The 20,140-nt window shown below is 61.2% G+C and carries 19 protein-coding genes; 6 read left to right on the forward strand and 13 right to left on the reverse strand.

Annotated features, from left to right (window positions below):
* On the forward strand, positions 1 to 1,107 hold the full coding sequence (gene dnaJ / locus DESLA_RS0114935; protein WP_028573080.1) for a molecular chaperone DnaJ: 1,107 nt from the start codon (positions 1 to 3) through the stop codon (positions 1,105 to 1,107).
* Between the two features lie 5 nt (positions 1,108 to 1,112).
* Positions 1,113 to 1,610, forward strand: coding sequence for a cyclic pyranopterin monophosphate synthase MoaC (gene moaC / locus DESLA_RS0114940; RefSeq protein ID WP_028573081.1), 498 nt, complete (start codon positions 1,113 to 1,115; stop codon positions 1,608 to 1,610).
* 459 nt (positions 1,611 to 2,069) lie between these two features.
* Here moaC and hisF read toward each other — a convergent pair whose 3' ends face one another.
* The 7 genes from hisF to DESLA_RS0114975 form a co-directional block, all read right to left on the reverse strand.
* The gene (hisF, locus tag DESLA_RS0114945; RefSeq protein WP_028573082.1) at positions 2,070 to 2,849 is read right to left on the reverse strand and encodes an imidazole glycerol phosphate synthase subunit HisF; all 780 of its coding nucleotides are present in this window, start codon (positions 2,847 to 2,849) and stop codon (positions 2,070 to 2,072) included.
* A complete protein-coding gene (hisH, locus tag DESLA_RS0114950) occupies positions 2,839 to 3,480 on the reverse strand; it encodes an imidazole glycerol phosphate synthase subunit HisH (protein ID WP_028573083.1) in 642 nt (213 codons plus the stop codon). Before hisH ends, hisF begins: the two co-directional genes overlap by 11 nt.
* Before the next feature lie 151 nt (positions 3,481 to 3,631).
* On the reverse strand, positions 3,632 to 4,615 hold the full coding sequence (locus DESLA_RS0114955; protein ID WP_211239064.1) for a patatin-like phospholipase family protein: 984 nt from the start codon (positions 4,613 to 4,615) through the stop codon (positions 3,632 to 3,634).
* A complete protein-coding gene (locus DESLA_RS0114960) occupies positions 4,597 to 5,457 on the reverse strand; it encodes an HDOD domain-containing protein (RefSeq protein WP_028573085.1) in 861 nt (286 codons plus the stop codon). Before DESLA_RS0114960 ends, DESLA_RS0114955 begins: the two co-directional genes overlap by 19 nt.
* Entirely contained in the window at positions 5,454 to 5,927 is a 474-nt protein-coding gene (locus DESLA_RS0114965; protein ID WP_028573086.1) for a chemotaxis protein CheD, read from the reverse strand. Before DESLA_RS0114965 ends, DESLA_RS0114960 begins: the two co-directional genes overlap by 4 nt.
* A gap of 62 nt (positions 5,928 to 5,989) precedes the next feature.
* Positions 5,990 to 7,177 carry a glycoside hydrolase family 3 protein gene (locus DESLA_RS20805; protein ID WP_051434734.1) on the reverse strand — a complete coding sequence of 396 codons (1,188 nt, stop codon included), beginning with the start codon at positions 7,175 to 7,177 and terminating at the stop codon, positions 5,990 to 5,992.
* 193 nt (positions 7,178 to 7,370) lie between these two features.
* Positions 7,371 to 8,441: a M24 family metallopeptidase gene (locus DESLA_RS0114975; protein ID WP_028573087.1), complete on the reverse strand. Its 1,071-nt coding sequence runs from the start codon at positions 8,439 to 8,441 to the stop codon at positions 7,371 to 7,373.
* Positions 8,442 to 8,619: 178 nt separating this feature from the next.
* On the opposite strand from DESLA_RS0114975, the gene gmd reads away from it, so the two are divergent.
* Positions 8,620 to 9,777 (forward strand): GDP-mannose 4,6-dehydratase, encoded by a 1,158-nt coding sequence (gene gmd / locus DESLA_RS0114980; RefSeq protein WP_028573088.1) that lies wholly within the window; start codon positions 8,620 to 8,622, stop codon positions 9,775 to 9,777.
* Between the two features lie 124 nt (positions 9,778 to 9,901).
* Here gmd and DESLA_RS0114985 read toward each other — a convergent pair whose 3' ends face one another.
* The 4 genes from DESLA_RS0114985 to DESLA_RS0115000 all read right to left on the reverse strand — a co-directional run bounded on the left by DESLA_RS0114985 (position 9,902) and on the right by DESLA_RS0115000 (position 14,394).
* Positions 9,902 to 11,740: a methyl-accepting chemotaxis protein gene (locus tag DESLA_RS0114985; RefSeq protein ID WP_028573089.1), complete on the reverse strand. Its 1,839-nt coding sequence runs from the start codon at positions 11,738 to 11,740 to the stop codon at positions 9,902 to 9,904.
* A gap of 225 nt (positions 11,741 to 11,965) precedes the next feature.
* The gene (locus DESLA_RS0114990) at positions 11,966 to 13,261 is read right to left on the reverse strand and encodes a nickel pincer cofactor-dependent isomerase, group 22 (protein ID WP_028573090.1); all 1,296 of its coding nucleotides are present in this window, start codon (positions 13,259 to 13,261) and stop codon (positions 11,966 to 11,968) included.
* A gap of 10 nt (positions 13,262 to 13,271) precedes the next feature.
* Entirely contained in the window at positions 13,272 to 14,192 is a 921-nt protein-coding gene (locus tag DESLA_RS0114995; RefSeq protein WP_028573091.1) for a PP-loop family protein, read from the reverse strand.
* A gap of 4 nt (positions 14,193 to 14,196) precedes the next feature.
* Entirely contained in the window at positions 14,197 to 14,394 is a 198-nt protein-coding gene (locus DESLA_RS0115000) for a hypothetical protein (protein ID WP_028573092.1), read from the reverse strand.
* A gap of 384 nt (positions 14,395 to 14,778) precedes the next feature.
* Between DESLA_RS0115000 and DESLA_RS0115005 the strand changes: the two genes are divergently transcribed.
* A complete protein-coding gene (locus DESLA_RS0115005) occupies positions 14,779 to 15,189 on the forward strand; it encodes a response regulator (RefSeq protein ID WP_028573093.1) in 411 nt (136 codons plus the stop codon).
* Between the two features lie 74 nt (positions 15,190 to 15,263).
* Here DESLA_RS0115005 and mltG read toward each other — a convergent pair whose 3' ends face one another.
* Positions 15,264 to 16,370, reverse strand: a complete 1,107-nt coding sequence (gene mltG, locus DESLA_RS0115010) for an endolytic transglycosylase MltG (protein ID WP_245590075.1) — start codon at positions 16,368 to 16,370, stop codon at positions 15,264 to 15,266.
* Positions 16,360 to 17,163 (reverse strand): 2-amino-3,7-dideoxy-D-threo-hept-6-ulosonate synthase, encoded by an 804-nt coding sequence (locus DESLA_RS0115015; protein ID WP_028573095.1) that lies wholly within the window; start codon positions 17,161 to 17,163, stop codon positions 16,360 to 16,362. Before DESLA_RS0115015 ends, mltG begins: the two co-directional genes overlap by 11 nt.
* Before the next feature lie 355 nt (positions 17,164 to 17,518).
* Between DESLA_RS0115015 and DESLA_RS0115020 the strand changes: the two genes are divergently transcribed.
* Complete coding sequence (locus DESLA_RS0115020) at positions 17,519 to 18,691, forward strand: ATP-binding protein (protein WP_028573096.1); 1,173 nt, start codon at positions 17,519 to 17,521, stop codon at positions 18,689 to 18,691.
* Positions 18,692 to 18,888: 197 nt separating this feature from the next.
* Positions 18,889 to 20,112 carry an ATP-binding protein gene (locus DESLA_RS20810; RefSeq protein ID WP_051434735.1) on the forward strand — a complete coding sequence of 408 codons (1,224 nt, stop codon included), beginning with the start codon at positions 18,889 to 18,891 and terminating at the stop codon, positions 20,110 to 20,112.
* Positions 20,113 to 20,140: the final 28 nt, after the last annotated feature.

Genomic DNA, 20,140 nt, shown 5'->3' on the forward strand with positions numbered 1-20,140 from the left:
ATGGCCGGTCGCAAGGATTTTTACGACGTTCTCGGCGTGGCCCGTGACGCTTCGGAAGACGAAGTCAAGAAGGCCTATCGTCGTCTGGCCATGAAATACCATCCGGACCGCAACCCGGATGATCCGCAAGCCGAAGTCCGATTCAAGGAGGCCGCGGAAGCCTACGAAGTGTTGCGCGATCCACAGAAGCGCGCCCACTATGACCGCTTTGGCCACGAAGGCCTGAACAACTCCGGTTTCCAGGGCTTCCGGAGCAACGAGGATATTTTTTCCACGTTCAGCGATATTTTCGGCGAATTTTTCGGATTCGGCTCCCGAGGTCCACGCCCTCAGGCCGGCGCGGACTTGCGGTATAATTTAAGCTTGGCGTTTCGCGACGCGGCCAAGGGGACGGAGGTCGAACTCCAGATCCCGCGCAATGAAGTCTGCGGTGACTGCGAAGGCACCGGCGCGGCACCGGGCACCCGGGCCGAGACGTGCAAGCATTGCGGCGGTCAGGGGCAGATGATCCAGAATCAGGGTTTTTTCCGTCTGGCCGTGACTTGCCCGGTTTGTCAGGGCCAGGGCGAAATCATCACCTCTCCTTGCCGGGCCTGCCATGGACGGGGGATTGCCCGCAAAACCAGGGAACTGAAGGTCCGGATCCCCGCCGGGGTGGACAACGGCAGCCGCCTGCGGCTGCGCGGCGAGGGCGAACCGGGTCTGCACGGCGGACCGCCGGGCGATCTGTACGTGGTCGTCCATGTGGAGGAAGACAAGGTCTTCCGGCGTCAGGGGCAGAATCTGGTGGTCAAGAAGGAAATCAGCTTCGTGGACGCGGCCCTGGGAGCGCGCATCGAGGTGCCCACCCTGGATGAGCCGGTGCCCATGGATGTTTCCAAGGGCACCCAGAGCGGGCATGTTTTTCAGATTTCAGGCATGGGCCTGCCCCACCTGGGCAGCACCCAGCGCGGGGATCTGCTGGTGGAGGTTCAGGTCAAGACCCCCACCAAGCTGACCGGCAAGCAGGAGGAACTGCTTCGGGAGTTCGCCCGCCTGGAGGAGGATCGCCCCATGAAAAAGGTCAAACGGTTTTTTAATAAGGCCAAAGACGCGGTCAAAGGATAACGGCGATGGACGACAAATTTTCGCATCTGACCGAAGACGGCGAACTGACCATGGTCGACGTGGGAACCAAGGAGCAGACCCAGCGCCTGGCCATGGCCAGGGGCGAGGTGGTGCTTTCCGCCAAGACCCTGGATCTGCTTATGGCCAAGGCCCTGCCCAAGGGCGACGTCCTGGCCACGGCCAAAATCGCCGGGATCATGGCGGCCAAGAAGACCGCGGAATTGATTCCCTTGTGCCACAGCCTGAATCTGTCCTACGTGGATTTGCGATTCGCCGTGGACGTCCAGCGGCAACGGATCGTGATCGACTCGGAAATCCGTTGCACGGACCGCACCGGGGCCGAGATGGAGGCCTTGATGGCCGTGCAGATGGCCGCCATGACCATTTACGACATGTGCAAGGCCGTACAGAAGGACATCGTCATCGGCCCCTGCCGCCTGATCCACAAGGCCGGAGGCCGGGGCGGGACCTATGACGCCATACCGGACGACGATCTCGACTAGCAGTCCGTTGAAAAACACCCAATTGTGGCGTCGCCGCAAAAAGCTCAAACCCTCGCGTATGACAAATACGCTTCGGTCTTGAGCTTTTTTTTGCTCCGTGCACTTGTTTTTTTTGAACGGACTGCCGGATAAAGCTCTTTCAGCATGGCGAGCGGGTCGGTAAAAAATCTTCGCTGACCGCATGCCACAAAATAAAAGCTCAAACCCTGGCGCTTGATGAACAGCGCTTCGGGTTTGAGCTTTTTTGTTTTTGGCGGCTTTTTTGTAACGACTCAGCACAGAGTAATGCTGTTGCCGGGGTCGGCGTCGGTATCGGGATCGGAATCGAAAACGCTGGGAAGCGTTCAAATTCTTCCTGTTCCGATTCCGACTCCGATACCGACCCCGATTGTCGGAGCAAGAGCGGATACAAAATGTGCTGAGTAGATACGCTTTTTTTTAAACAGCCGGGGCGTGCTCTCACCAAACCTGGCGGACTTTGATCCCCTGGTTTGCCAGGATGTCCTTGATGCCCCGGATCGTATATTCGCCGTAGTGCACGATGGATGCGATCAGGGCGGCGGAGGCCAGGCCCTGGGTCAAGGCGTCGGCCATGTGCTCGGGTTTGCCCGCTCCGCCGGAGGCGATCACCGGGATGGACACGGAGTCGGCAATCAGCCGGGTCAGGGTCAGTTCATATCCTTCCTTGGTCCCATCGGCGTCGATGGAGTTGAGGCAGATTTCTCCCGCGCCCAGTTCCTGGACCCGCTTGGCCCAGGCCAGGGCGTCCATCCCCGTGGGCGTCCGCCCGCCGTGGATCACTACCTCGTAACCGGAAGGGATCTCCGGGGTGACGGCCACCTTGAGCACGTCCATGCCCACCACCACGCACTGCGAGCCAAAGGCCGTCGCGCCCTGGGAGATGATCTCCGGAGCGCGCACCGCCGCGGAATTGACGGAGATCTTTTCCGCGCCAGCCAGGAGCACGGCCCGCATGTCCGCGACGTTGCGGATGCCGCCGCCCACTGAAAAGGGAATGAACGTCTTGGAGGCCACTTCCTCCACCACCCGGAGCATGATGCCGCGGCCCTCGCTGGACGCCGTGATGTCGTAGAAAACCAGTTCGTCCGCCCCTTCGTCGGAGTAGAACTTGGCCATATCCACCGGGTCGCCGATATCCACGTTGCCCTTGAACTTCACGCCCTTGGTCAGCCGCCCGTCCCGAACGTCCAGGCAGGGAATGATTCGCTTACTGAGCATGGGCCGCCTCCTTGCAGTAGGCATGAAAGTTGGCGAGCAGGGTCAGGCCGGGGCGACCACTCTTTTCCGGATGGAACTGGGTGGCCCAGAGTCCGGGCCGACCGAAAAGCGAGGCAAACTCTTGCCCGTAGAAGGTCGTGGCCAGGACCAGCTCCGGCGACGGTGCGGGGAAGTAGCTGTGCACGAAATAGAATTCCGCTTCGTCGGGGACATTGTTCAGCAGGACGCACTCTTGCTTACGGCGCAGACCGTTCCAGCCCATGTGCGGGATGATCAGATTCCGTCCGTCCTCGTCCTTCCAGGTCGGGTCGAACCGGCGGCACTCCCCGGGCAGGATGGACAGGGTTTTGGTATCGTTTTCCTGGCTGTAGTCCAGCAGAATCTGACAGCCCACGCAGATGCCCAGAAGCGGCTTGCCCGTGTGGACCACTTCCCTGAGCACGGCGTCCAGCCCCTTGTCGCCGAGTTCGGTCATGGCCTGTCCGGCCGCGCCCACCCCGGGGAAAATCACCCCGTCCGCTTGCAGCAACGCGCCTGGTTCCGCGGTGATCGCGCAGGGGATGCCTAGGAAGTCCAGGGCTCTGCGGACGCTGGTCTGGTTCCCCGCCTCGTAATCCAAAATAGCCAACATGGCTTGCTCCTCTTCTTTCGTGACGACGTAAACAAAAGAGCCGCCGCGCGCCTCGCGGTCAGCGGCCTTGTTTCCAACCACATATTGCCGTGTTTGTCATCCGGTCGGGATATCCGGCTTCTGCGGCCCCTGACTGAAAAAACAGGCACCCTCACGAACCCGGTTCGCCTGAAAGGTGCTCGCGCAGGGCGGCTCTCAGTGCTTCGGCGGCAGGTTCGGATTGCGTGAAAATCTGCTCAGCCTTGTGGAAGTGCAGCAGACGAACCCCGGATGTTTCCGGGCGAACGAAGATGTGAGGCGCACGGTTTTTCAGCTTTTCCGCGGTGATGGCCCGCTGCATGATTTCAAAGGTGTTGAACAGGGAGTCCAGCGCGTCGGGCTTGTCCTCGGCCGGTTCCGCCGGTTCCGCCGGTTCCGTTGGTCCCGCCGCCCCGCCGGAAACGTCCACGGCCACGACCAGGTCGCACCGGTCGTGGAGCAGGTCAAAGGGCAACGGGTTCACCGTGCCGCCGTCCACCAGCAGGCGTCCATCCAGCTCCACTGGGGCGAACAGGCCGGGAACGGCCATGCTGGCCTTGATCGCCGGGATCAGCGGCCCCTGGCCCAGGACAACCTGTTCCCGCTTCCAGTAGTCCGCCGCCACGACCATCAGGGGGATGGCCAGCTCCTCGAAGGTGGAAACGCGGACCTTTTCGCGCAGAAAATCGAGAAACCCCTGACTGTCCAACAGCCCTCCGTTGTCCAGATCGGGGCGGATCAGGTCCAACAGGCTCAACCCCGCGCTGCCCCGGATCAGGGTACTCATGATGTGTCTGTCCTCGGAGGCGAAGTCCAAGGCCAGCCGACGCAGGTCCTCTCCGGAAAGGCCGGAGGCGTAAAGGGCCCCGATCACGGCTCCGATGCTGGTCCCGGCGATCATCTTGGGGACGACGCCCAAGTCGTCGAAGACTTCGAGCATGGGAATATGGGCCAGGCCGTTGGCCCCGCCGGAGCCGAGGGCCAGGCCGACGGTCAAGCCGCTCCAAGGCGTTTCTCCGGACCGGCCCCCGGCCATGGCGGAGAAAGGCAGGGAAGCGGCAACGGTCACGGCTCCGCCCAGAAAGCGGCGACGGGAAATCAAATCTCCTTCTCGCACTTCGGCAAAACTTCCTTGAGTTTGGCAACGTGCTCCAGGAGTTTGACCATCACCTCCTGGACCTGCTCCTCCGTCAACCCCAGGCGTTCAACCACGGCTTCGGAAACGGGATACTGCATGCCGTCCAGCCCCTGGCCGATGCCGGTCATGGCGGCGGCCGCGGAACCAATGTGGACGAGATCCAGCGCAACGTCCCGCTCAGCGCAGGATTCGGGGTTTCGAAAATGGCGGACAACGCGCACGATCTCCTCGGGCAGGTTCCAGGAGGCCAGCAGTTCGGCCCCGATTTCCGCGTGGTCCGCTCCCAGAACGCGGCGTTCGGCTTCCTCGAAGGAGACGTTTTCGCGCTCCACCAGTGCGTTGACCTGCTCGTATTCGTTGTCCAAAAACTGACTCAGCACGATCTTGCCGATGTTGGCCAAAAGTCCGGCGGTGAAGGTGTGCGACGGAGCGTCGATGCCCAATTCGGCGGCGGTGAGTTCCGAGGCCACGGCAATGGCCAGGGATTGTTCCAGAAGGGTGCAGGGAGCTTGATCGTAACCTTCCAATTCCCCGCTGATCCTGGGAGTGACGGCCACGGTGAGCAGGAGCTGGGAAACCCGTTTCGCGCCGAGGCGGACCACGGCGTCGCGAAGATTGTTCACCCGGCTCATGGAGCCGAAATACGGGGTGTTGGCCAGCCGTAGGATGTTGGCGGTAATCCCTGGATCATGCTGCAAGACCTTGGCCAGGTTGCCCATGTCCACCTGGGGGTCGCGCAGCAGGCGCATGCCTTCCTGTACGGCACTGGAAAGCACCGGTACCCGGGTGATTTGAGAGAGAATGATCTTGCGCTTGATCATAGTTCGCGTTCCTCGCGTTTGGACCGGATCAGGACCCGACCGGTATCCGCAAGCAGATACATGGTCCTGGGGACGCTCCCGCCCATTTCACCGGCCGCGAGCTTCAATCCGTTGTGCTCCAGCAGGGCCAGCAAGGTCTCCTGGTTGCGCAGCCCGGTGTTGAACTGGTTGAGCACGTTCATCATCCGGCTGCATCCGGCGGCCTTCAGGACCAGATTCTGGCGCTGGGCACCCATGGTATACATCTCCCGGATCATGGCCGGAACCCCGGTGCTGACGCACATTGCCGGATTTTTCTTGGCATTTTTACTTCCCGAGGGTTTCGGCAGCAGGCAGTGAATCAGCCCGGCGACCTTGAAGACCGGGTCGTAAGCCGCCAGCCCCATGCAGGAGCCCAGGGAGTGCGTGACGAGAATCACTCCAGGTTGTTTGGTCACGCGCATCTCGGAGATGCCGACGTTGATTCTCATGGTTTTTTTGCGTGCTGATGGTCAATCCACGGGCGTGGGGGCAAAAGGTTGCGCGACCGGGCTCAATAGGCGTCGCAGAGCCTGCACTCCATCTTTCCCCTGGCCGCGAGGCGCGATTTGAGATGCATGATCCGGGTGTAGGACTGGTGGATGCGCCACTCCGGCACCCGGCCTTCCCGGACCAGGTTCAGGATGATCTCGCCGGCCTTTTGGGCGATGTTTTCGTCGTAGACCAGGTTGTTGCCGAAAATGATCATGTCCGCCCCGGCCCGAATGGTCTGTTCCAGGGCGGTTTCCAGGTCGTAGTGGTCGGTGATGGCCTGCATCTGCATGTCGTCGGAAATGATCACGCCCTGATAGCCCATCTGGTCGCGGAGCAGACCCTGCATGGTGGGCGGGCAGAGGGTCGCGGGCCAGTCCGGGTCGAGGTGGGCGTTGAACACATGGGCGGTCATGATCATGTCCGCTCCGGTGGTGCGCAGGATTTCCCGGTACGGCTCCAGTTCCTTCTCGGACCAGGTCCGGGTCACGTCGGTGAAGCCCAGGTGCGAGTCCGTGGTGGAGCTGCCGTGGCCCGGAAAGTGCTTCAGGGCCGTGAGCACGCCTTCGGTCTGATGGGCGGCGATCACCGCGGCGGCGTGAACCGCCACCGTATGCGGGTCCGCGGAAAAGCTGCGTTCCAGCTTGCCGATCACCGGATTGTCCGGATTCACGTTTATATCCACCACCGGAGCCAGGTTGACGTTGATGCCCAGCCCGGACAGCGTCTTCGCGGTCCGTCCGGCGTATTCGGCCGTCAGACGCGGGTCGTTTTGCTCGCCCAACCAACCCTGGGAGACCGTGGGCGGAAAGCCGTACCGCTCCTTGAGCCGGTTGACCCGCCCGCCTTCCTGGTCAATGGCCACGAACAGGGGCGTTCCGGGGCTTGCGGCGTGCAAATCCGCCACCAGTTTTTCGAGCTGCTCCGGCGAGGCCACGTTGCGCACCGGGCTGCGCAGGGCCACATCGTAGTCAAAGATGATCACTCCGCCTACGCGCCCGGCCCGGATGTCCCGGACAATGGGGCTGTTTTCATCCACCTCCAGGCCGCGAAAGCCGATCAGCAGCATCTGCCCGACCTTGACGTCAAGGTTTTCGTCCGAATCCGCCCCTCCGGCCAGGCAGGCGGACAGGAGCACGGGGATCAGAATGAGCGGAAGCAATCGTCGGCCGAAAAGGAGAAATGGGAAACGCGGATGGTGTCGGGTCATGGGGTATTCGTGGGAATATGGTTTATGGTTTACCGATAAACACGAGCCGCAGGCACTCTGGATCGGTGTCGAAATCGCTATCGAAATCGTGATCGAAATCGAAAAGTTACCGGAAATCGATTTCGATTACGATTTCGATTGGCGCCGGCGCCCCATGGGATGCGCTTTGAACTCCATGGCGCCTCATGGAGTGCTACAAAACCCGGCATCCGTCCTCGGTGACCAGGATCATGTACTCCCAGCGGATGCCGCCCCAGTCCGGGTAGTACAGGCCGGGTTCCACGGTGACCACCATGCCCGGGGCCAGGATGGTCTTGGTGTCGTGGGGGCTCAGGCTTGGGCCTTCGTGGGTTTCCAGGCCGATGCCGTGGCCCAGGCCATGGTTGAAGCGCTCATCCACGAAGTGGTCCCGAAAGAAATCCTTGACCAGTTGATAGACGTTGCACACCGGTACGCCTGGACGGATGGCGGCGATGGCCCGGTCCTGGGCCTCGCGGACCAGGTTCATGGTTCGTTTGAAGGCGTCCGAGGGCCGCTCCCCCACCCAGAAGGTCCGGGTCTGGTCCGAGCAGTAATTCCCCAGCCGAGCCCCGGCGTCCACCAGCACCAGGCAGCCGTCCCGGACCGGGGTGTCGTTGGGCACGGCGTGGGGTTGAGCCGCGTTGGCGTCCACGCCCACGATGGTCGGAAAGGCCAGTTCACCGGCCCCGCGCTCCCGGAACAGTTTTTCCATGTCCCAGGCGATTTCCCGTTCCGTGCGTCCTGGACGCAGCAGGTCGGGAACCAGGGCGAAGACTTCATGGTTGAGTCGACACGACGCTTCCAGCAGGGCGATTTCCCCGGCGTCCTTGATCTGCCGCAAGGGCTCCACCATGTTCGTGGTCGGGATGAAGGTCACTTCTTCGGCCAACTCCCCGTGAAGATCAACGCTCAGGGCCCTGGCCTCGAACCCCAGGGGCCGGTGGCCCAGACCGGCCAGGAATTCACGGATCTGCTTGATTTTGGGGCTGGTGTAGATGAACAACCGTTCCTTGGGCCAGACCTTGTTGGCGACGATTTCATAGCGCGGGTCCGTGAGCAGCCAATCCTCGCCGCTGGCGGCGATCACCAGCATGCCCGCGCTTTCGTTGCATTGCGGGTCGTGGAGTTCGAAGCCGCTGAGGTAGAACCGGTTGGCCGGGCTGGAAACCAGCAGGGCCGGGAGTCCGGCAGTCTTGAGCTTTTCACGCAGCTTGTCGCGGCGTTGGGCGTGGATTTCAGGCATGGAGGGGGCGGGGTTGAAGGTCGGTCGATGAAAATGCGGCGCGGGCGGCGGATACACGTCTCCGGATTCCCTAAACCATTCAAAGTTGCCCTGCAATCCTCAATCCGCTATGGACCGGAAAGCCGTCCCGATTCATCCAAGTCCTCGGGCGACATCACGATAAGGAGAACACAGCACGATGAAAAAAGCACTGATCACCGGCATAACCGGTCAAGACGGGGCCTATCTGGCGGAATTCCTGCTGGAAAAGGGCTACGAGGTCCATGGCATCAAACGCCGCTCCTCGCTGTTCAACACCCAGCGGGTGGACCACCTCTACCGCGACCCTCACGAGGAGAACGTCCGGTTTCTTATGCATTACGGAGACCTGACCGACGCCACCAACCTGACCCGGATCATTCAGGAGGTCCAGCCGGACGAGGTTTACAATCTGGCGGCCCAGAGTCACGTCAAGGTCTCCTTCGAAAGCCCGGAATACACGGCCAACGCCGACGCCCTGGGCACCCTGCGGATGCTGGAGGCGATCCGGCTCCTGGGCCTGACGGACAAGACCCGGTTCTACCAGGCCTCCACCTCGGAACTTTACGGCAAGGTCCAGGAAGTGCCCCAGCGCGAGACCACCCCGTTCTATCCTCGATCACCCTACGCCGTGGCCAAGCTCTACGCTTTCTGGATCACGGTGAACTACCGCGAGGCCTACAACATTTTCGGCTGCAACGGGATCCTCTTCAACCACGAATCCCCGGTGCGCGGCGAAACCTTCGTCACCCGCAAGATCACCCGGGCCGCGGCCCGGATCGCCCTGGGCCTGGAAAAGGACCTGTTTCTCGGCAACCTCGGCGCGTTGCGGGACTGGGGCCATGCCAAGGACTTCGTCCGCGCCCAGTGGCTGATCCTTCAGCAGGACCAGCCCGAAGACTTCGTCATCGCCACTGGCGAGCAGCATTCGGTGCGGGAGTTCTGCCAACTGGCCTTCCGGGAAGTGGGCATTGAGCTGCGCTGGGAAGGCGAGGGTCTGAACGAAAAGGGCATCGTCGCCAAATACGAGCCCTCCCCGGTGATTCAAGCCTGCCTGGAACGCATCGGCAAACAGGTCGCCTTTGCCGAGGGCGATGTCCTGGTGTCCGTGGACCCCCGCTACTTCCGGCCCACGGAAGTGGAAAGCCTGCTGGGCGATCCGACCAAATCCCGGGAAAAACTGGGCTGGACCCCGGAGATCAGCTTTGCGCAGATGGTCACGGAAATGGTCGCCTACGACATCCGGGAAGCCTCCCGCGAGTCCATCTGCCTCCACAGCGGCTTCCCCCTGCCCGGCAGCTGCGAGGCGTTCATGTAGCTGTTGCAGATTGCTTTGCTTTGGAAACCGTAAGGCCCGACCTCCGCGTTTTTCGCGGAGGCCGGGCCTTTTTTGATGCGTCCGTCGAGGACGCCGCAAAAGTCGCGGCCATCCTTGGTTGTCTTTAGCGTTCTTCCTTCATTTCCTTGACCAGGTTGTGCAGCATCCGGACCTGGTCCAGCAGTTCCCGGATGGCTTGGTCGGAGCGGTTCATGGCTTCGGTGGTCTCCGAGGACAGGCGACTGATGTCCTCCAGGCTGACCTTGATCTGATCGCTGGCAGCGGATTGCTCTTCCGTGGCCGTGGCGATGGAGTGGACGTCCGTGGCGGCGGCGCTGACCAGGGTGACGATCTGCTCCAGGGCCTGGCCGGACTTCTTGGCTAGTTCCGTGGCCTCGTGAACCACGGCCACGGCGTTTTCCATGGCCTGGATGTTGGTTTTCGTGCCGTGTTGAATGGAGGCGATGGCTTGGCCGACTTCCTTGGTGGCGTGCATGGTTTTTTCCGCCAGCTTCCGGACCTCGTCCGCGACCACGGCGAAGCCCCGTCCGGCGTCTCCGGCCCGGGCCGCCTCGATGGCCGCGTTCAGGGCCAGCAGGTTGGTCTGGTCCGCGATGTCCTCAATCACGTTCATGATGTTGCTGATGCCTTCCGCCTCCTTGCCGAGTCCACCCAGGTTGTCGCGCAGCGATTCGGCCTGACGCTGGACCTTGACGATGGCCTCGACGGCTTTCTGGACGATCTCCGAGCCCTGCTGGGCCTGTTTGTGGGATTCATCGGCCCGGCCGGCGACGTTGGATGCGTTTCTGGACACCTCCAGGACCGTGGCGTTCATTTCCTCCATGGCCGTGGAACTCTCTGAAACCCGTTCGTTCTGGCCCTGCGCGCTCTGGGCGGAATGCCGGACCTGGGTGGAGAGTTCGTGCAATGATTCATTCAGCCGGTCCACGATGGTCTCCACGCTGGACGCAGCGTGCTGGATGCCTTCGTCCTTGGCCTGTTCCGCCCTTTGCTTGGCCTCAAAGGCCTCCTGAGCCGCTTCCATGGCCCGCCGCGACTCGGTTTCGGCTTCCCGTGACTTGTCTTCGGCTTCGAGGATTTTTTCCTTGAGCTTACCCACCATGCCCTGGACGGACTGTTTGAGCGAGGCCAGCTCTCCGCGGAAGGTTCCTCTGATTTCCTTGTCCAGGTCGCCCTGTTCCACGGCCAGGGAATACGTCTGCAAACGGCCCAGTGGATTGCTGATCAGCCGGGCGAAGAGCAGGTATACAGCGACCACGATGGCCAGGAGCCCCGCCGCGCCAAGGGGCAGAAAGACTTTGTTGGCGGCGGCGATGGTGGCATAGATGGAGGACATGGGGATGAAGACGATTTCCGCGGTTTCCACGCGGTTTTCCAGCCTGGCCGGATAGTCGAAGGTGTAGCGCTGCTGCATGGACAGGGGGGCGTCTTCCGGCGCGGCGTGGCACGGGATGCAGCTTGCAGCGTTGACCGCTCCCTGGGCGATGATGAAGTGGTCCACACCGTTTACCTGCCGGACGCCGCGCCATTCCAGCTCCTTCTCTCCGGCAAGGTGCATCCGGTCCAGGAGTTCGATCAGTTCGGTCTCCACCGAAGTGGCCTTGTTCTTGGGATTCATGGGCTTGGTGGATGGGGTCCGGAACTGGATTTCATACTTGTGATCCGTGGGAATGACCTCGAAGACCCGGTTGGCGGCGTAGGAGGTGGACTGCAATTCCACCACGAAATCCTCGGGACCGAGAATGCGCGTGGCCTCGGGACGGACAACGGAGCCGAGATGGCTGCGCACGGCCTTCATGCTGAACAGGAGCATGTCCGCCTTTTGTTCGTACTGAGTCGTAATTTCCCGTTCCATGATCCTGTTGATACTCAGAATTAGGGCGGCCACCGCCAGGAAACAAAATCCGGCGGACAGCAGAATGAAAATTCTGCTCAGCTTCATATTATTCTCCTTGATTGCAAAGATTGGCGGCTGAACGCCGCCATGGTTGAATGCGGTCCAGGACCTTCGGAGGTCGCCAAAATCTGCTGCTTTTGCTTACCAACGACTTGCTGGAAAAAGCAACCAAAAAATCAAGATTTGGAGCCCTCGAACCGTCATGACACTTCGGGAGCATGCATTTCAAAACGGCCATTACTCTTTCGGAGAACGTCCCGGAATGGTCTCTTATCCGTTCGGCTTGGGAAACGGGGCGAGGTCGTCCCCGATGAAGTCCATGGGCAGGGGGGAGCGCAGAATTTCCAGGTCGGCTGGTGGGTCGTCGAGCAGGGCCGGGGAGACGAGCAGGCGTTCCAGGTGCTTGGTGTTCCGGATGCGGACCATGCGCAGCTTTTCCGAGGATATCTCCCCCAGGGTGTGGATGGTCGCGGCCAGGGCCAGGCGGTCCGTGGGCAGGTGCAGGGGCAGAGCGGCCTTTTCCGGGCTCAGGCCGGTCAAGGCGTTGATCACGGTCTTCCCGGAATCCATGGCCCGGGCCACCCGGTCCGTTGTCACGTCCGCGAACCCGATGCCCAGGGCGTTGCCCGCGGTGCCGGGGCTCAGATCCCGCACGAAAATACGCTTGATGCGCGGCGTGGTGGTGAAGTCGCCCAGGATGTCCCGGTTGCGGCCGGTGACGTTGGTGTCCATGCCCGTGCCGCTGATGTCCTTGCCGATTTCGTCCACCACGAGCACGTCCAGTTCGTCAAAGGGCAGCTTGGGGGCCAGACGCTTGGCCAGGGTCAACAGCCGCGGCTCTTGCTCCGGAATCTCGCCTGGCGGCAGCAGGCGCAGGGTATGCAGCCGGCCCAGGCCGTTCTCCACCAGTCCCACCCCGCAGAGCAGATTGCCGCGCTCCAGGATCACCCTGGCCGCGGCATCAATCAGCGCGAACATTCCGTGGGCCGGGGCCAGGCCGTGCAGCAACCGGGCGCCCTCATCATTGCCCAGGCCCACGGCCAGCATCTTCATCAACCCGCTCTCCACCGGGGCCTTGAACTTGGTGTGGGGCTTGATCCGGTTCACGACCACCAGGTGGTCCGCCTCGGCGGCCAGGGCGTCCACCAATACGGGCATGCCCGGGCTGATCGTGCCCAGGTGGACCGTTCCCAGGCCGATGCGCAACGGCGCGCCCATGGCCTGTTCCGTGATTCCCAGGTCGGCCAGGACGCGAGTCTGCCCCTCGGGCGTGGCCCCGCCGTGGCTGCCCATGGCAGAAACGATGAACGGCCGTGTCCCCAGGCCGCGAAACAGATCGCACAGGCTCCGGGTCACCTGGGCCAAGCGGTCGATGCCCCGGCTGCCCACGGCAATGGCCACGCTCTGTCCGGGCCGGACACGCTGTTCCAGGCTGATACGCACGGCCTCTTCGGCCATGGCACGGGGGACGCCGCCCAGGGTTTCGTTCTCCAGCCGTTGCCGGACCAGGGCCATGTCCGGCAAGCGGATTCGGGCCAGGAGGGCGGGTAGGGCCGAAGCGTGCATGGCGTTCCGCTCAGGTACCCGACGTGTCAGATTCGGCGGCAACCATGGCCTTGATCCGGCACACGCCGCAGACCTCGGCCGAGGTGGGATAGCCGCAAGCGGTGCAGGGCGAGAGCGGATCATCCCCTTGTTCGGCCCACGCGGCGAACACCGGGCGACCGTCGCGCAGGAAGTTCTCGTAGAACTGAACCTTGGCCCCGGGCATGCGCTCCTCCAGGCCGGACCAGAGACCCTTGTAGATCGGGAAGCTGGCCTTGCCGCTGTAGGGGCACCCGGCGATGACGTGGTCGATGCCGCGCAGGAAGCTGAAATTGGCGATTTCGAACTCGGTCAGCCGGTACATGGGCTTGATCTTGCGGGCAAAGCCGTCCGCGGCCTGCAGGACCGGTCCCTGGTCGCTGAGATAGGACGCGTCCCAACGTACGGTGTTGGCGAATAGGCGGCTGACCTCGTCGTCCAGGTTATGACCCGTGGCCAGCACGGAATAGCCGTTTTCCAGGGCGAACTTGTTGAAGTAGTAGCGTTTGAGCTTGCCGCAGACCGAACAGATGGGACGCTTGATCCGGGATTTGACCAGGGGAATGGCCAGCCCCTCCCGGCGCAGCTCGATGACCGTCAACGGCAGACCCAGCTTGGCGAAAAAGCCTTCGCAGGCCGCCCGGGCGTCCGTGGAGGAGCCCGGAATGTCCAGATCCACGTGCAGGCCGTGCACGTCGTGGCCGAGTTCGTGGAGCAGCAGGGTCAGGGCCAGGGAGTCCTTGCCCCCGCTGACCGCCACCAGCACCCGGTCGCCCGGAGCGATCATCTTGTGGCGGTGTACGGCCCGCTCCACCTGGGAGCGGACGAAATCCGGATAGCAATCGGGACAGAACGCGGTATTGTGGCTGGGCAGGGCCACGGCCGCCAGGGCTTTGCATTTGCGACATTTCATGGGGTCATCCTCGGGAAGTGACGGTCCGGACGACGATTTCGTCGCCAATGTTCAGGCGGCGATCCGGCGTGAGCAGTTCGCCGTCGCGGATGATCAACGCGGAGTTGACGCCCAGCCCCAGTTCACGCAGCAGCCGCAGCGCCGTGCAGGCCTTGGGAAGCCGGATTTCCCGGCCCTGAGGTTCCAATCGGACATGAATCATATTCTCACCTCGACAAAAAGTTCGTCTTTGTCTATCCGTGAACCTACGTAAACTCAACCGCATCGTCGTGACGACAAGCCGGAAGACTTTTGATTTTGAGCCCAAAATGTCGATCAGAATAAAATTGTCCCGCGGTCAAACATCCACAGTTGAGTGTCGTGACCGTTCCGTGTATGTTCACCAGGTTTTTATGGTAGTTTCCGGACTGATCGGACGTTGTCTTCTTCCCGCCCGGCACCGCCCCTCCGGTCGTCAATTTCGAATGCAAGCACCGCCGGGCCGAAGCATGATCTTATTGAGAACACATTGAACGTACCGCAACCCCGTCGCATTGCATCGCTGAAGTCGTGAAAGCTGGATGCGTCCCATCCCAAGGAGGGCATTATGGCCAAAGGAAAGATTCTCGTCGTTGACGATGAGCACCACATCCGGTTGTTGTATCAGGAAGAGCTGCAACTGGAGGATTACGACGTCGTCACGTCGGACGGCTCGGAGAACATTCTGGAGGTGCTGTCCAGGGAAAAGCCCCAGGTGGTGGTCCTGGACATCAAGCTGGAGGGCAATCGTTCCGGGCTGGATCTGCTCCAGGAGATCCGCGGCCAGGATCAATCCATTCCGGTCATTCTCTGCACGGCCTACGACAGCTTCCAGCACGACCTGAAATCCATTGCCGCGGATTTCTACGTGGTCAAGTCCGTTGACCTGACCGAGTTGAAGAGCAAGGTGGAACAGGCCCTGAAAAAGGCCGAAAAGCAGAGCGGTGGTTCGGGCGAGAGCCAGCCGTCCTATTTCTGAACATCGACAAGCATCGTTGAGCGTAAAAAAAGCCGGGCCTCGCAACAGGCCCGGCTTTTTTTGCGTCGTGACGCCTACCTGCCCTGGCTGCGGCGAAACTGCCGCACGGCCCGGTTGTGCTCCTCCAGGGTACGGCTGAAGGTGTGCGAGCCGTCGTTGTTGGAAACGAAGTAGAACAGGTTGTGTTCCTCGGGCTGGAGCGCGGCCCGGAGCGAGGCCAGCCCGGGAGAGGCGATGGGCCCGGGCGGCAGGCCCGCGTGCATGTAGGTGTTGTAGGGATTGCCCGGATCGTCCAGGTGCCTTCTGAACAGCGGCCCGGAAAAGTCCGGCCCCAGGCCGTAGATGGTCGTGGGATCGCACTGCAGACGCATGCCGATGCGCAGGCGGTTGGCGAAAACCCCGGCCACCCGTTCACGCTCTTCGGCCAAGCCGGTTTCCTTTTCCACCAATGAAGCCAGAATGACCAGGTCCCGCACCGTTTCCGGAGCAGGACGGCCCTTCGGCCAGAGGTGTTGATCCGTGGCCCGCCGGAACATTTCCAGCATCATTTCCACGATGGGCCGGGCGTCCTGGTTTCGGGGCCGGGGGAGATGATAGGTTTCCGGAAACAGGAAGCCTTCGGCGTGGTCCGCGGGGATGTCGAACCGGCGCAGCAACTCCGGGTCCGCCGCGGCCTTGGCGAAACTCTCGAAACTGGCCAGCCCGGATTCCTCCACGATCCGTCCGGTCTGCCACCATGTCAGGCCCTCGGGGATCCGCAACCGGTGCAGATGGACCCGGCCGGTGGTCAGGGCGTCCAGGATCTGGCGGGGCGTCCAGCCGGTGTTCAGGGCGAATTCGCCCGCCTGAACCGAAGCGCTCAGGCCCAAAAGCCGGGCGTAGAGCTGAAACCTCGGCCCGTTGGAAATGATGTTTTCCCGCTCCAGGAGCAGGCTGATCCGGGCCATGGACATGCCCGGAGCGATGTCCACGAGGCGGGTTTCCCCCGGCTGCTCCGGCGGAACATGCAAGAATCGATACGCATCCCAGGCCGCCGCGCCGACGACGACCAGCAGGAGAATCGACAAAAACAGGAAAACCTTGCGCATTCGGCCCCCGGGCTTGCCGGCGGACGCCGCGGCTGGGAGGTCCGGGCGGAGCGGCTCGGCTTCAAATTCGGAATTCGGGCGATCAGCCGTCACGCGCCAGCACCTCCATGGCTTGATCCACGCTCAGATCGTCGTGGACGATGCCGTGCATGGCCTTGAGCAGGGCCAGCGGATTCTCAGCCTGGAAGATGTTTCGGCCCATGGACAACCCCGCGCCCCCGGCGCTGATGGAGTCGGAGACCATCCGCAGCACGTCCCGGACGCTGTCCACCTTCGGGCCGCCGGCAATGACCACCGGCACGCAGCAGGCCTCGACCACCCGCTGAAAGCTGTCCATGTCCCCGGTATACGGCACCTTGACCAGATCCGCGCCCAACTCCACGCCCACCCTGGCGCAATGGGCCACCACGTCCGGGTCGTACTCGTTGGAAACCTTCGGCCCCCTGGCATACATCATGGCCAACATGGGCATGCCCCAAGAGGCCGCCGTGGCGCTGACCCGACCCATGTCCTCCAGCATTTCCCGCTCGTTCTCGTCGCCCAGGTTGACGTGCACGGAAACCCCGTCCGCGCCCAGACGCAGGGCTTCCTCCACCGAGGCCACCAGGGTCTTGGCGTTGGGAAAGGGAGACAGGGACGTGCTGGCCGAGAGATGAATGATCAGCCCGATATCCGGGCCGCTGCCCCGATGTCCGCAACGCACCAAACCCTTATGCATGACCACGGCGTTGGCCCCGCCCCCGGCGATCTGGCTCAGGGTCCGGCGCATGTCGGTCAGGCCCGACAACGGCCCCACGGTCACGCCGTGATCCAACGGCACGATGATGGCCCGCCGGGTATCACGATTCAGAATTCGTTCCAGTCTGATCTGTTTTCCAAGATGCATGGCGCTGACTCCTGTAAGGGCTGTTGAAAGGGCTGAATCCGAAAAACATAATTCGTTGAAAGGCTGATCTAGCCAGGAGTGGTTCCAAAAATCAAGCGCAAGGGGGGCGGTCCGACGGGCTGGCAGGTTGCCCGCTTCCTTGAAAGGATCCCTCTCTCTCCTCTACCTCCCAAATCACCTGAAACAGGGGCATATGCCTGAACGGAACCTCTCCGTGTCAATCCGGTCTCCAGAGCAACTACTCAGCACTTTTCAAGACAAGCCGGAATGTAGCTGAGTAGTTACGAGACTTTTGTCCACCTTTCTGGACAAACCCCTGTTTGTCCATTAGGCTGGACAAAAAAGAAGGCAAGACATGCTCGACAACGAAACCCTGCAACATATCCTGGACGACTGGTCAGACTGGTCGCGGCGGCCGGCCGACATGGTGCCGCGGACCCTGGTTGAACAGTGTGTGCTGACGCCGGAAGTCGTGACGGTGATCCAGGGCGTACGCCGGTGCGGCAAGTCCACTCTGTTGCGCCAGTTGATGACAACCAACCGCATTCCAAAAGAGCGGGCGGTGTTTATCAACTTCGAAGATCCGCGCCTGGTGAATGATCTGGATTCCGCCTTGCTGGAACAGATTATACAGTTGGTAACGGGCCGCGCTCGTGAGCAACTGACATTCTTCCTGGATGAAATTCAGAATGTGGCCAACTGGCAAAAGTGGCTGAACACCCAACTTGAAACTAAAAGCGGGCACTGCTTTGTGGTGACCGGCTCCAACAGCCAGTTGCTGGGCGGGGAACTGGCCAGCTCCCTCACCGGACGCCATCTGCGTCACGAACTGTTCCCCTTTGACTTTACGGAGTTTCAGAATTTGGGAAAACCAGACGAACTGGAACAATTCATCCGCTTGGGCGGCTTTCCCGCGGTTCTGGGTTTTCCCCAGCCGGAAAAACTGTTGCAGCAGTATTTTTTGGACATCGTTGAAAAAGACATTCGCGAACGAGTCTCGGCCAGGTCCAGCCGCCCGTTGCAAGCGGTGGCCAAGATGGTGCTGGAATCAGTGGGCTCGGCTTTGAGTCTGCGGCGCATTGCCGGCGCATTGCAATTGAGCCCTGAGACCGTCAGCCATTATCTGCAGGCCTGTGAAGATGCCTATCTGACTTTCAGCTGTTCCTACTTTGCCTATTCCGAAGCAAAACGGGTACGACACAACCGCAAATACTACGCCATCGACACCGGCCTCCGCCGGGCAATCAGCACAAGGGTCGGGCAGGACCTGGGCAAGGACTTTGAAAACCTCGTTTATCTGACCCTGCGCCGCAAAACTACGGAGATCAGCTACTGGAAAGGCAAGGGAGAAGTGGACTTCGTGGTCAATACCCCAGCCGGCATTACCCCAATTCAGGTGACGTACGGTGAACCGCAACAACGCCATGACAATGCCCTGGAGGAATTCTATCATCAATTTCCTCACGCCAATGAAGCGATCTATGTGACGCCCGAGTCTTTCGAGGAATTATTGGATATGAAATTGTGAGAGTGGCATGGACATCGCGCCGCACATCCAATGCCCTCTCTTGAGGAACAACCCAGGATCCAACTGAAAGAAGAAAGCCGAAGAGGGCGGCATGGCGCGGTATCGGGACGAGTTCGATGATGCGATGTAGCGATTCATACGATCACATCGCATGAATTTGTTGCATTCTATACGATGCCATCGTATAGGTCTTAGTCATGGACGATTTGCTGCATCAATACAATCCCTGGTGGGAGCAAGCCCATGACCTGTCCATGGTTCGCCCCAGAGATGCCCAGGTGGAGGCTATCCTGACCAGGATGTCGGATAAACGCATCCTCTTTCTCTCCGGCTTGCGGCGGGTCGGCAAAACCACGCTGATGCGTCTTGTCGTTGAGCGCCTGATCGCCGCGAACACCGCGCCCAGGGACATCTTCTACGTCAGCCTTGATGATTACCTGCTTCGGGGCCATTCCCTGCTTGACGTCGTTTCCTTGTACAGAAGCCTGCACAAACTCAGCGTGGACCGCCCGGTCGTCCTTATACTCGATGAAATTACCTCCCAGGAGGACTTTCAACGACAGCTCAAAAATCTCCTGGACCGGGAGCGGGTCACCATCCTCGCCGGCGCATCCTCGGCCTCGCTGTTGCGGGATCAGAAGGCTTATCTCACCGGGCGTTCCGCGACGTTCGAGGTCCAGCCACTGAGCTTTCCGGAGTACCTGGCGTTCAAGGACATTGATCTGCCCCGCCGGGACAGCCGACTTCTCGACCGGTATTTTATGGACTACATGCGTGAGGGAGGGCTGCCGGAGCATGTGCTGGGCGGCGGACGGGAGTATTTAATGGGTCTGGTGGACGATATCATCCAAAAGGACATCGTCGCCTTCCACGGCCTCAAGGACCAGCAGGTTCTTCGGGATTTCTTCACGCTCTTGATGGAACGCGGCGGAAAGCAGATCAGCGTGAACAAGATTTCCAAAATACTGAAAATCTCCCCGGACACCGCGCGCCGATACCTGGGATATTTCGAAGAAACCTACCTTGTGCATCTCGTGCCGCGCTGGGGCACGACCAATGAACGTATCCTTTCGCCCAAAAAAATCTACACCTGCGACCTGGGGGTGAAGCACCTGTTCATCGGCAACCGCGATCTGGGAAGCTATTTCGAGAACTACATCTACCTGCGAATTCGCAAGTACCAGCCCGTATTCTACTACAAGGGCCAGGACGTGGAAATCGACTTCATCACCCAGGACGGAACGCTCATCGAGGCAAAATACAACGCCGCGATGGAGGGTCGGCAACAAGAAGTATTCGACAGCCACCCGGCCCGAAGAAAATACGTCATTGATTCCGTGCGTTCCCTGGCCGTGATTGAGGAACTGTGGGATGCTTCGCCCGAGCATAAGGATGCGGTAGCAAAGCATGATGACAAGTGATGTGAGTACCTGAAATCCTTATCCGGCC

Source organism: Desulfonatronum lacustre DSM 10312, from assembly GCF_000519265.1.
In the GTDB taxonomy this organism is placed as follows: domain Bacteria; phylum Desulfobacterota; class Desulfovibrionia; order Desulfovibrionales; family Desulfonatronaceae; genus Desulfonatronum; species Desulfonatronum lacustre.